The sequence below is a fragment of the Flavobacteriales bacterium genome (assembly GCA_016699575.1).
In the GTDB taxonomy this organism is placed as follows: domain Bacteria; phylum Bacteroidota; class Bacteroidia; order Flavobacteriales_F; family PHOS-HE28; genus PHOS-HE28.
Window position 1 is genome coordinate 2,458,791 of the sequence record CP064979.1, and the last position, 12,142, is coordinate 2,470,932.

Annotated in this window: 10 protein-coding genes; 6 read left to right on the top strand and 4 right to left on the bottom strand. The window is 62.3% G+C overall.

Features of this window, described 5'->3' with window-relative positions; genetic code table 11:
- Complete coding sequence (locus IPJ76_10150; GenBank protein ID QQR84982.1) at window positions 1–594, top strand: nicotinamide mononucleotide transporter; 594 nt, start codon at window positions 1–3, stop codon at window positions 592–594.
- Here IPJ76_10150 and IPJ76_10155 read toward each other — a convergent pair.
- The 3 genes from IPJ76_10155 to IPJ76_10165 all read right to left on the bottom strand — a co-directional run bounded on the left by IPJ76_10155 (window position 584) and on the right by IPJ76_10165 (window position 6,009).
- Complete coding sequence (locus IPJ76_10155; protein QQR84983.1) at window positions 584–2,410, bottom strand: T9SS type A sorting domain-containing protein; 1,827 nt, start codon at window positions 2,408–2,410, stop codon at window positions 584–586. The two genes, IPJ76_10150 and IPJ76_10155, sit on opposite strands and share 11 nt — an antisense overlap.
- A gap of 144 nt (window positions 2,411–2,554) precedes the next feature.
- Window positions 2,555–3,298 carry a response regulator transcription factor gene (locus IPJ76_10160; GenBank protein ID QQR84984.1) on the bottom strand — a complete coding sequence of 248 codons (744 nt, stop codon included), beginning with the start codon at window positions 3,296–3,298 and terminating at the stop codon, window positions 2,555–2,557.
- Entirely contained in the window at window positions 3,295–6,009 is a 2,715-nt protein-coding gene (locus IPJ76_10165) for a response regulator (GenBank protein ID QQR84985.1), read from the bottom strand. Before IPJ76_10165 ends, IPJ76_10160 begins: the two co-directional genes overlap by 4 nt.
- A 187-nt stretch (window positions 6,010–6,196) precedes the next feature.
- On the opposite strand from IPJ76_10165, the gene IPJ76_10170 reads away from it, so the two are divergent.
- From IPJ76_10170 to IPJ76_10190, 5 genes are all read left to right on the top strand, one after another.
- The gene (locus tag IPJ76_10170; GenBank protein QQR84986.1) at window positions 6,197–8,314 is read left to right on the top strand and encodes a hypothetical protein; all 2,118 of its coding nucleotides are present in this window, start codon (window positions 6,197–6,199) and stop codon (window positions 8,312–8,314) included.
- Window positions 8,311–9,825 (top strand): T9SS type A sorting domain-containing protein, encoded by a 1,515-nt coding sequence (locus tag IPJ76_10175; protein ID QQR84987.1) that lies wholly within the window; start codon window positions 8,311–8,313, stop codon window positions 9,823–9,825. Before IPJ76_10170 ends, IPJ76_10175 begins: the two co-directional genes overlap by 4 nt.
- A gap of 78 nt (window positions 9,826–9,903) precedes the next feature.
- Complete coding sequence (locus tag IPJ76_10180; GenBank protein ID QQR84988.1) at window positions 9,904–10,392, top strand: DinB family protein; 489 nt, start codon at window positions 9,904–9,906, stop codon at window positions 10,390–10,392.
- Between the two features lie 10 nt (window positions 10,393–10,402).
- Window positions 10,403–10,789, top strand: coding sequence for a VOC family protein (locus tag IPJ76_10185; protein QQR84989.1), 387 nt, complete (start codon window positions 10,403–10,405; stop codon window positions 10,787–10,789).
- A gap of 31 nt (window positions 10,790–10,820) precedes the next feature.
- Window positions 10,821–11,273, top strand: coding sequence for a cupin domain-containing protein (locus IPJ76_10190; protein ID QQR84990.1), 453 nt, complete (start codon window positions 10,821–10,823; stop codon window positions 11,271–11,273).
- A 74-nt stretch (window positions 11,274–11,347) separates the two neighbouring features.
- On the opposite strand, the gene IPJ76_10195 is transcribed toward IPJ76_10190, so the two are convergent.
- Window positions 11,348–11,917: an ester cyclase gene (locus tag IPJ76_10195; GenBank protein ID QQR84991.1), complete on the bottom strand. Its 570-nt coding sequence runs from the start codon at window positions 11,915–11,917 to the stop codon at window positions 11,348–11,350.
- Window positions 11,918–12,142 lie beyond the last annotated feature (225 nt).

Consider the following 12,142-nt stretch of genomic DNA (forward strand, 5'->3'; position numbering starts at 1 on the left):
ATGCCACCTGAACTTCTCCTCGCTTTCGAATGGTCGGCCGTTGCGCTCAACATCGGCTTCACCATCCTCATTGCGTTGGAGAAGCGCCCGGGCTGGTTGCTGGGGTTCGTGGCTGCCATTTTGAGCATGGTGGTGTATGCCGCAAAGGATGCGTGGCTCATGACCGTGCTCAACGCTTTCTACGCGGGGATGGGCCTTTACGGCTGGTGGTCGTGGGGCAGAGATCCCGTCTCGAAGACCATTGTCGAGTTCCCGTTCCCCAAGCACGCAGTGCTGCTGTTGCTCGGCTGCGGCATCACGGTGTCCCTATGGGCGACCATGCATTGGTTGCGCATCCCCGGCGACTACCAGTTGATGGAAGCCTTCGTTGCCGCTTTCGCCATCATCGCCACATGGATGATGAGCGCCAAGGTCCTGAGCAACTGGATCTACTGGACCATCGGTGATCTGGTGTCCGTGGTGTACAGCGAGTTGTTGGACCTGCACGGGTACGCCCTGCTCAACGCGGTGTACATCGGCCTTGCGGTGGCCGGATACGTGCGCTGGCGCAGGGCGTACCGTGAGCAATGGCCAAAGCCAGCGGTTACTGCTTGATGAATGTCTTCGTGCCTCTGGCGCCACCGTCGTTGAGAACCACGCTGTAGCTACCGGGAGCCAATGCCGAAACGTTGAAGTTGCGCACAGCGCTGCTGCCCAATAGCTCGTTTATCACGACGCGGCCTGTTGCGTCGACTACCGCGAGCGTGGCCCGTTCGTTCGCCGCATAGGTGAGCGTGATCATATCGTGGGCCGGGTTAGGTGCGAGGCCGAACTCCAACCGCCCGGAGGGATCCACTACACCCGTGCTCAGGTCGAACGTGCCAATGTGATCGAGCTGTGTGCTATTGCCGCTTGTAAAAGCGCCCCCGATCACCACCAGGTTGCCGTGCAAGGCGATGTCCTGTACGTTGTTGTCCAAGGTTGCGGCGGGTTCGAACTGGTCGGGCACGCCGTGGAAGCGCGCGATGTTGCTGCCGTAGGTGAGGCCACTGGCAATGTTGAATTCACCGCCCAGGTACAGTGTCGTGTCCGCAACATGCAAGGTGTGGATGGCACTGATGCCAACACCCGGGAAGACGTAGTTGGTAAGGTTCGGCATCAACTGTTCCCAAGCGCTGCTACCAGCGGCCAGACGCGCAAGACCGAACACCGGCGCTATGTTCTCGAAGAGGTCACCGCCGGCGTGCAAAGCCCCATCGAACAGTTCCAGGTCGCGCACAGCCGCGTTCAACCCACCGGCCAGTTGCTCCCATCCGCCGTTGTTCAGCCGCGCCACGTGCATCAAGCTGGTGTCCTGCGCGCCGAAGACCTGTACGCCGACGAACTCGCCGCCGATGATCAGGTCCCCGTTGAAGGAGGCCAGCGCCAGGATCGTGCCGTTCAGGTTGCCACCGACGTCCTGCCACGACAGGCCCACCAGTTTGCGCACACGCTGGTCGGTGCCCGCGAACCCGCTCACCGTGCCGGCCGCGAACAGCTCGCCATTGTGGATGTGCAAGGCGTGCACCGATGGCGCCTGCCCTTGGAATACGTTGCTGTAGCTCCACATGGTTCCGTTCCAGATGGCCACGTCGGTTGCATTGTTCTGGAACGAACCACCGACCATGACGATACCCGCTTGCTCAATGGCGCACTCGATCGTCCCATCGAGGCCATTGCCCATTTCCTGGAAAGTGTTGCCGTCCCAGCGGGCCACGCGTGTGCGGTTCAGACCACCGGCCTGGGTGAAGTCGCCCGCAACGAGCAGGTCGCCGTTGCCCAGGGTGAGCAGTGTCGTAACGGTGCCGTTGGTACCGCCACCCAGGCTGAACCATGGGTCGCCGGGCGGGTAGCCGGGTTGGATCCAAGCGAGTTCATCTGCGGTGAAACCTTGTTCGGTTCCCCATGTGGCCACATCGGCAATGGTGATGTCGTGCACGAAGGCGAGGTTCATTTCGTCGTGGATACGTTGCGCCAATGCTCCATTGCCGCTCTCGCGCATCAGATGGCCCACGGCGCAAGCGGTGTTCTGCTCGTCGATGAACACCGGATTGCGGTAGTCCAGCACATGGTTCTGCGGGAAACGGCCGGCGTCGGCATAGGCCCGCAGCCGCCCGATGAGATGGATGCGGTTGGCCAACTGGGATGGGCTCAGGCCTTTCGGAGCGCTACTGCTCAGCCGGTCGCACACCATGCGCAGGTGTGTGCCGATGCGGTCCGGCTCGTTGCGGAAATGCCTTGGTGTTGAAGCAAGCGACGCCGGGTCCATGGTGCGCCACTGGACGTTCACTTCCATCAGGTGGGCTGCCAGCGGTGCTTCGGCTTGCGGTGGCAATTGGGCCGTTGCAGCGGTTGTCGTTGCGCAGGCCAAGGCGAGGATGAGTGTTCTCATGGTCGTTCGTTCGGGTTCCGGCTGTATGATGCGGGCCGCGCCGCCATCGCTGCCCGGAAGTGATGGAAAGTTGACGAATGCCGCTGCTTCCGGGCGTCCTCACAGCCCGTGGTTGGTGTAGGACAAGTCGTGACCGATGGCCCTTCACTTCCTTCCCAGGGCACTCAGCACTTCGGTCCTCCTCCTTCTGCTGATCTCCACCTTGCTGTCGTCACTGAGCAACAGTTCATCGAGCGCCCCCACGTTCTTGATGTGCGCACGGTTCACGATGTGACTACGATGTACACGCAGGAAATCATTCTCCGACAGGAACTCTTCGTAGGCCTGCAGCGTTCGGCTGCTCATCACCCGTTCGCCGCGCCGCAAGTGGAAGAGCGTGTAGTTGCGATCGGCCTCGCATCGGATGATGTCGTCCACGCGCAGATGGCGGTCGCCATCGCGCATGGGGATCACCAGCATGCGCGGCGCCTCTTTCTCCTTGTGCGTGCTCACGAGCATGTCCAGGCGTGCGGGCAGGAACGCGCGGTGCGCGATGAAGTGCCCGAGGGCTGCGTCGAACTCTTGTGGCTTGATGGGCTTCAGCAGGTAGTCCAGCGCACTGTAGCGGATGGCCCGGATGGCGTACGCATCGTAGCTGGTGATGAAGATGACGCCGAAGATCCGTTCGGCGATCGCGTCGAGCATCCCGAACCCGTTCATGCCTTTCATCTGCACATCGAGGAACACCAGATCGGGCCGGTGCGTGGTGATGGCCTCGATGCCTTCTTCGCCGTTGGCGCATTCGGCCACCACATCAACAGCATCGCTGTAGCGCTCCAATTGCTTGCGCACCTGACCGCGCGAGAACGCGTCGTCGTCGATGATGATCGCGCGCACCAAGGCGGTCATGTGAGCGTGGTTTGAACGAGTTCGACGAGCGCTTGCGCATTCGGCTTCCACTGCGGGTCTTTGTCGCGCAGCAGTCGCGCGGTGGGTTCATCGAAGGTGGCGCGGTCCCGCTCGATGAGCTGCGGGCGCAGGGCGTGCACGATGTTGCGGACCTCGATCGCGTCATCCTGTGCCAATGCCGTGCGCAAAGCCTTCAAGCGCTGTGGCACGAGCCAGTGGTAGAGGGCAACGTTCGGGTCGTGCACGTCGAAGCCGATACCGGCTGGTGCACCGCTATCGCCTGTGACCTGGCCAATGGCGCGCAGCAGTTCATCGGCTTTGAAGGGCTTGGGCACGCATGCGTCCATGCCCGCGTCGAGGCATCGGCTCAGATCGCTCGGCAGCACGCTTGCGGTGAGCGCGATAATGGGCACCCGGGCCGCATCACCGTTGATCGCGCGGATCCGTCGCGTGGCCGTCATCCCGTCCATGACGGGCATTTGCACATCCATCAGCACCAGCGCGATGTCGTGGTCGGTGTCTGCGACCATGTGGTCAAGGGCTTCCTGCCCGGTGCGCACCACCACCGTTTGAGCGGCGGGGTAGTAACGCCGTAGGGTTTCGGTGGTCACCAAGGCGTTCATGTCGTTGTCCTCGGCCACAAGGATCGTGCGACTTGCCAGGGATCCATTGCCCGTGGATACTGCCCGTTGCGATGCGATCGCTGGCGCAGGTGAGCCCACCAATGGCAGGTCCACGGTGAAGGTGGTGCCTTGCCCATGGGCGCTGTGCACGTGGATGTTGCCTTTGTGCAGGTCCACGAGTTCTTTCACAATGGACAAGCCCAGACCTGTGCCACCATACTTGCGCTGGTCGTTCACGTCCACTTGCGTGAAGCGGTCGAAGATGTCCGGCAGTTTTTCCTTCGGTATGCCGATGCCGTTGTCGCGCACGGTGAAGCGGATCCCAGCGGCCCCCATCCTCACCCCGACTCCCACCGTGCCGCCTTGCGTGAATTTGAGCGCGTTGCCAGCGAGGTTGAGCAGTACTTGGAGCACTCGTGCGCTATCGCCCATCACCCATTGCGGCACATCCCAGGCAACGTTCGTGGTGAACGTGTTGCCTTGCTCTTCAGCGCGGTGCTGGAGGATCTCCGCGCAAAGCCGCACCGTGCGGTGGAGGTCGAAGGGTTCCTTCACCAGTTGCAAGCGACCGGCTTCGATGCGGCTCAGGTCGAGCACGTCATTGATCACCACCAACAAGTTGTCGCCAGCCTCGCGGATGTTCGTGAGGTAGCGCGTGGTGCGTTCATCGCGGTGCTCATGCAGCAACAGGCCGGTGAAGCCCATGATGGCGTTGAGCGGTGTGCGGATCTCGTGGCTCACGTTCGCCAGGAAGCGGTCCTTCGCCCGTTCGCTCTCTTCGGCGCGGTCCTTCTGCCGCAGCACTTCGGCGTTCACGCGTTCCAGTTCTTCCGCGGCGCGGCGCTTCGATCGGAAGCGGGCGATGAACAGCACGAGCAGAACGCCAAGCAACGCGGCACCGCCGAGGTAGGCGAACTTCAAGGTGCGTTGGTGTTCCGTTTCAGCACGGGCAGCAGTCTCCAGCAATCGCGAGGCCTCCAACGCCTTCTCCTTTTTCTCCGTCTCGAAGCGCGTGGTCATTTCGTTCAATTGACGGTCGCGCTCTTCGGTGTTGGACTGCTCCAGCGCGTGCACGTAGCGTTTGTACCACGCAAGCGCCGCGCTCGCATCCCCTTGTCCTTCCTTGGCGGTGGCCACGGCCAGCATGGCGTAGATCCGGTCGCTCACCAGCCCCAGGCTGTCGGCGATGTGCAGAGCGTGCCGTGCTGCGGTATCGGCCTCTTTCGCCCGATCGGCCTTGGAATAGAGGTTGGCCAGGTTGATGGCCGCATGTGCCGATTCGGCCGCGCGCTTGAGCCGTACCAGTAGGTTGTACGAGAGCTCGGCACGTTCCACGGCTGCGGGCAGGTCACCCTTTGATGCAAGGATCTTGGACACGTTGTAATGCACGTAGGCCACGGTGAGCGAATCGCCGATGGCAAGACTGTATTTCACGGACCTGTCGTGGCTGGCCAGAGCCTCTTCGAGGCGCCCGGTACCCGAGTAGGCGTTCGCGATCGCCACGTGCTCCTTGGCAAGACGGGTCGTGTCGTGCGCGGCGCTGTCAAGGGCGATCGCTTCCTGGTAGTACGGCAACGCCTCTTTGTACCGCTGCATGTTCGCGTACACCGACCCGATCGCATAGAGCCTCGTGGAGCGCTGCTGCTGGGTGGGGCACTTCTCCTCGGTCTTCAGCACGCGCAGGAAGATCTCCAACGCCTGTGCTTCCTGTTGCAGCATCTGGTGGTTGAGCCCCACGTTGTACCACATGCCCGCCGCGCCGCAGGGGTCTTTCAAACGGTCATACAAGGCGATGCTGCGTTCGTATGCCGCTTGCGCCGAATCGAAAGCGCTCTTGCGCGTGAGGCAGTAGCCGATGTAGCCGTGCGATTGTGCTTCACCTTCGGGAAAGCCGATGCGCTGTGCAAGTGCCAGCGCGCGTCGGCCATATCCCAATCCCTTGTCAGGGTCCAGGTCGGAATACTTGAAGCAGAGCTTGTTGAGCCCCACCACACGCGCGCTATCGGTGCCCAGCGTGTCCGGTACGGTGTCCTGCGCGGATGCCGGGCGGACGACGAACAGAAGAAGGAATGGGAGCGCGTTTCGCACGTTGCCAAAGTATCGGCCTTCCCCGGTCAATGCCATGCCACCGGATCATCGTGCGACCGTTCGCTCACCGGCCACCCACCGGGGAACGGAAGTTGGGCGTGCACCGTTCGGGTATCGAAGTGCCGCAGGATAAACGGGACTGGACGCGGGGGACAGCCACGCGTTCAACTTGCAAAAACATTCAACGATGCCCGCCTCATCCTTTCGTCATCTGTTGATCCTTATCGCCCTGGCGAGCCCCTTTCGCGCGTTGGCCCAGGGCGGTGTAGGCATCAACAACCCGGCGCCGCATGCCAGCGCGCTCCTCGACCTGACGAGCTCGGCCAAAGGGCTGCTGACGCCCCGCATGACCACGGCCCAGCGCACGGCCATCGCCGGTCCGGCCACCGGTCTGCTGGTGTTCGACACCACCGTCGGCAACTTCTTCTATTTCAATGGCACGGCCTGGGTCATGCTCACGAGCGGCCCAGCGGGCTGGTCCTTGAACGGCAACATGGGCACGAGCCCAGTGCTCAACTACATCGGCACCAACGACCTCACGCCGCTGGCCTTCCGCATTGGTCTGGTGAACGCGGGACGGCTCGACTTCGCGAACACGTGGATGGGCTGGCAGAGCGGGAACGCGATGACCGTGGGAACGCAGAACAGCTTCTACGGCGTCAATAGTGGCGCAGCGAATACGGCCGGATCGAGCAATACGTTCATCGGGCACAGTGCGGGCGCGGCCACGACCAGCGGCACCGAGAACACGTTCGTCGGCGCCACTGCGGGTCAGTCCAACTTCGTTGGCTTCAACAACACCTTCCTGGGATCGGGCGCAGGGCGCAACACCTTCAATGGCGCGAACAACACCCTGGTGGGGCGCAATGCGGGTTTCGCGAATACCAGCGGGGCCACGAACACCTTCATCGGCAACAGTGCAGGAGCGGCCAATGTGAACGGGAACGCCAACACCGTGGTGGGGTCCGGGGCCATGACCGCGAACACCTCCGGTTCGTCCAATACCATGTTGGGTGCGGCGGCGGGGCAGTCGAACACGACCGCCTCGAACAACGTCTTCATCGGCAGCCAGAGCGGTCAACAGAACACGACCGGCTCCGTGAACACCTTCGTGGGGACCTCGTCCGGTGCGTTCAACACAACGGGCACGGACAACACCTTCATCGGGACATCTGCGGGCATCACCAACGTCGATGGGTTGCGCAACACCTTCATCGGACGGAGCGCCGGAAGGCTGAACGTCTCTGGTGGCGACAATGTCTACATCGGTGTGAACACCGGTTACAACAGCACGGGTGACCGCAACACGTTCGTGGGTCGTAGTGCCGGGGTGAACAGCACGGGCTCCGACAATACGCTGATCGGCTACAATTCGGCTGCGGTCCTGAGCACAGGTACGGGGAATACGACCCTTGGGCAGCAGGCGGCCTGGGGCCTGAGCACGGGTTCCGACAACGTGTGCATCGGGATGAGCGCAGGCTACAACACCGGTGCCGGTGTGGACAATGTGATGGTGGGCCGAAGCGCGGGCACGAGCAACACCGGTTCGCGGAACACCTATATCGGCCGCAGCAGCGGAGGCAGTCCTGCGCTCACCAATGCCACGGCGATCGGCTACTTCGCGCAGGTCACCATGGACAACAGCCTGGTGCTCGGCGCTACAGGCGTGAACGCGGTCAACGTGGGCATCGGGACCACCGCGCCGCAGTATGGCCTGCATGTGCTCCGGGCGGCACCGGCTTCAGCCACCCTCGGTCTCCGCAACACGGATGATTCAGGGGTGAGCGGTGCCCACTACTTCGGCGCGGCGGGCACCCTTTGCGGAGTGACCGGATGGGCCAACCTGGGCAACAGCTACACCCCGAACACCCTGGTGCATGGTACGCTCAACAATGCATCAGCCACCTTCATCACCAATGGCAGCGAGCGCATGCGCATCGATCAGACCGGCCAGGTCGGTATCGGCACGAACGCTCCCGCGAGCACCCTTGAGGTGAACGGATATACCATGCTCGGCAGCAACGCACCGGCGGTGAAGATGCTCGAGCTGAGCGGCACCACGGCGGCCGCGCAGAACTCAAGCACGATCATCCCGTACGGAGCCGGCGTCTCCCGTGTCATCGCGGTGAATGTCCTGGTGGAATGGTCTCCCGGTGTGTGGATCCCGGCGGGCTACACCCTTGGATTCGGCACGCACTACCAGTATACCGTGATGGCCGCAGGCGTCAACGTGATCAACGTGGCCGCGCAATCCGCATCCATCCTGAGCAAGCCGATCAAGATCCTGGTGATCTACGCCCCATGAGATCATGGGCGGCCATAACAGCGGCGGTTCTCGCCTGCTCCTGCCATGCGCAGTTGCTCACCGATGCGGGTGCAGCCATCACCATCACGGCAGGCACGCAGCTGACCGTGAAGGGCGATGTGCTCGCGACCACGGGTGCCACCGTGGCGAACGCAGGCAACATCGACCTCAGTGGCAACCTCACGAACAACAGCGGCGGACAGCTCTTCGCGCCGGTGGCCGGAACGGTGATCATGAACGGTGCAACGCAGACCATCGACGGGACTTCCGTTGCCGCCTTCGATGGCCTCGACCTGCAATGCGCCTCACTCGGCCTGCAGCAGGATGTGGTGGTCGGTGGCACCTATCCCGCGCCCGCTGGTGTGCTGCAATTGCGCGATGCCGTTGTGCAACTGAACACGCACCGCATCACCGTGAGCAACGGCGCCTCCACGGCCATCACCCGCCTGAACGGGCAAATGGTGAGCGAGAGCGATCCGTTGACCGGTTACGGCGAGGTGGAATGGCACATCGGCGCGAACACCGGGAACTACAAGGTGCCGTTCGGTAACGGCAGCGCGTACTTGCCGGTGGTGCTGGCTATTTCATCGGCGGGTACCGGGCCGGGCACGTTCATCTTCGCCACCTATCCCACGGATCCGTTCGGCGCACCCAACAACCGGCCGTTGCCAACGGGCATGACCGTCTTCACGGACCTGGCGGGCAACGAGAACGCGCACAACGTGGTGGACCGCTTCTGGCCGATCACCACCAATGGTTACACGACAGCGCCCACCGCCATCCTCAACTTCAACTACCAGGACAGCGAGTGGAACAGCGGCACCAACACCATCGTGGAAGCCGCGCTGCAGGCGCAGCACTTCAACGGTTCCGTGTGGTCGCAACCGCCGAACGGCATCGTCAACACCGTGCAGAACGTGGTGATCACGGCCAGCACCAGCAGCTTCGACTTCGTATGGGCGTTGGTGCAGAGCTCAACGCCGTTGCCGGTTGAACTGCTCCACTTCGATGCACGGCCGGAGGAAGCGGAAGTGTTGTGCACGTGGGCCACGGCCACCGAAACGAACAATGACTTCTTCACCGTGGAGCGGAGTGCGGACGGGGAGACGTTCTCCGACATCGGCGAGGTGGACGGTGCGGGCCAGTCGCAGACAACCCTGGCGTATGCGTTCAGCGATGATGCACCGCTGGACGGGCTCTCGTACTACCGTCTTCGCCAAACGGACTTCGACGGCACGGAGACATGGTCGCAGGCGGTGGCCGTGTGGCGCGGTGCACCTGCGAGCGAACTCGTGCTCTATCCCAACCCGTGCGGGGATGAGCTCTTTTTTGCGGGTGGTTCGCTACCGGAGGAACGAGCATCAATCCTCGACGCGACCGGTCGTGTAGTGGTTGATCGTGCCACGCTCGCTGGTGCGCGCATCGATGTGTCCACGCTCCTGTCGGGCAGCTACATCGTGCAGCTTTCGACAGAGGGTGGACGTCGCTCAGCGCGGTTCTTGAAGCGTTGAGGCCCGCTCTGCCGTCGGGGCTGCATTGTGCGTGTGCCGTCGAGGCGCTTGTGCCGGACTACATTGCGGGCACAACCGATGAACAACACCGAACAACTCTTCGTGCGCATGGCGCTCGATGCCTGGAACCGGGAGATCAAGGCCACCGATGTACTGCTGGCGAAGCTCAGCGATGAGCAGTTGATGCGCGAAGTCGTTCCCGGCCGCAATCGGGGCATTTACCTACTTGGACATCTAGCAGCCGAACACGACCAGATGATGCCCTTGCTGCGGTTCCGCGAAGCAATGCATCCGGAACTCCACAAGCCCTTCATCAACGAACCCGACAAGGCCGTGGCCGACCTGCCTCCGCTGTCGTTGTTGCGAGGGCACTGGAAGGAAGTGAACAGCACGTTGATGGACCACATCAAACAACTGCCTGCAGGGGAATGGTCCACGCGGCACGCGAACATCACCGAGGAGGACTTCCCCAAGGAACCGCACCGCAACCGGTTGAACGTGCTGCTGAGCCGCACCAGCCACTTGGCGTACCACCGCGGACAGCTGATGCTGTTGAGCGGCAAATGACCGTCGCAGCATGAGCACCTCGTTCAAGCCGGACGGCTACAACTCCGTCTCGCCGTACTTCATCGTTCCCGATGCAAAGCGTTTCGTTGAACTGATGAAAGCCCTGTTCAACGCGAAGGAATTGCGGAGCTATGACATGCCCGACGGCACCATCATGCACGCCGAGATGATGCTGGTTGACTCGGTGATCATGTTGGGGCAGGCATCGGAGAAGTTCCCTGCCGTGCCCATCGTGATGCATGTGTACGTGCCCGATGTCGATGCCGCTTACGCGAAGGCCCTGGCCTTGGGATGCGAAGCGGTGGAAGCTCCGAAGCAGCGCGAAAGCGATCCTGATCGGCGCGCATCCTTCAAGGACTACGCGGGGAATTGGTGGAGCGTCGGCACGCAGTTGTAGGGTGTCGCATACATTTCCCCGAACCTTCCCCATGGCTGCCGGTCCATATCACTGGTTCCTCAATACCCTCGTTCGTGTGCATGTCGCTTGCGATGAGGGTTCGGACCGCATCTCCTACATCGAGCATCATGTGTGCCAGGGCGAGTCGCCGCCGCTGCACATCCACGAACGAGAGGACGAGATCTTCCACTTGATCGAGGGCAACTTCACCTTCCGGCAAGGCGATACCGACGTGAGGAAAGGACCGGGCGATGTGATCTTCGTTCCCAAGGGCACGCCGCACACGTTCCGTTGCGATTCCGCGACCGGGCACTTCTTCAGCATCACCACAGGGCGCGACTTCGAGCTCTTCCTGCGCGCCATGTGGCGGCCGGCAGAGCGCGCCGAGCTGCCCACGCCCGTCGCGCCATCGCCTGCCGACATTGAAGCGTTGGGCAGGGCAGCAGCAGAGCATCACATGCCGGTGGTCGGTCCTCCGCTCTAAAGACACTAACGCCTGCTAGCTCAGGCCTCCCGACAAGTCGGACGAAGCCCCGCCGTCGCTGTTCGATCGTGCCCTCACTTCCTCGCCGGATCCCCGGAGCCGCCCATCATGCCGAGTTGCTCCATCATTTTCATCTCCTCCATGTAGCCCCAGTGCTCCACGATCTTCCCGTTCTCGAAGCGGAGGATGTCCACACAGTTCACGTCGACGGACGCATTGGTGGCAGGCATGCCTTCGCCCATGGAGCCGGTGTTCTTCCCCGTCCAGCGGTAATGCGCGATCACGCGGTCGCCCTCGGCCGTCAGGTGCTGGTCCTCCGCCTTGTTGTCGGTGAAGGCCGCGTTGGACATGGCGATCATGTCCTTCAGCTTCTGGATGCCGGAGGAAGTGACGCCCGGGATGGTCATGTGGGTCGTGAAGTTCTGGGCCATGATCCCGTCGAGGCCATCGGTCTTTCCGGTCCACCAGGCATCGAGGAAACTCTGGGCGCCTTGTTTCATTTGGTCCGTGGCCGCTTTGTTGGCACTGTCGGCCGCGTGCAAGGCGGCGTGGTCGGCCATCATTTTGTCGTGCTCCGGGTGGGAGCCACCGCCGCAAGCTGCGAGGAGCGCCAGCGGAAAAACGAGGAGAAGGTGTTTGGTCATGGGGTTGAGGATGGTGAGTGTGGCCCGAAGCTATTCACCCTGTCCGATCGCTGGCGGTGCCGTCACGCGGCGTAGAGCAGTGATCGCGTTCGAGGTGGCTTTGCCAATGAATTGTTCCGTGAAAGTACCGTCACAACCACTGTGAAGCACCCATCACCAAGAAGAAGGATCGAAGTCGATGCGCACGTCAGCAATGACGGTTCTCACCCGTCTTCTGTAGAGAAA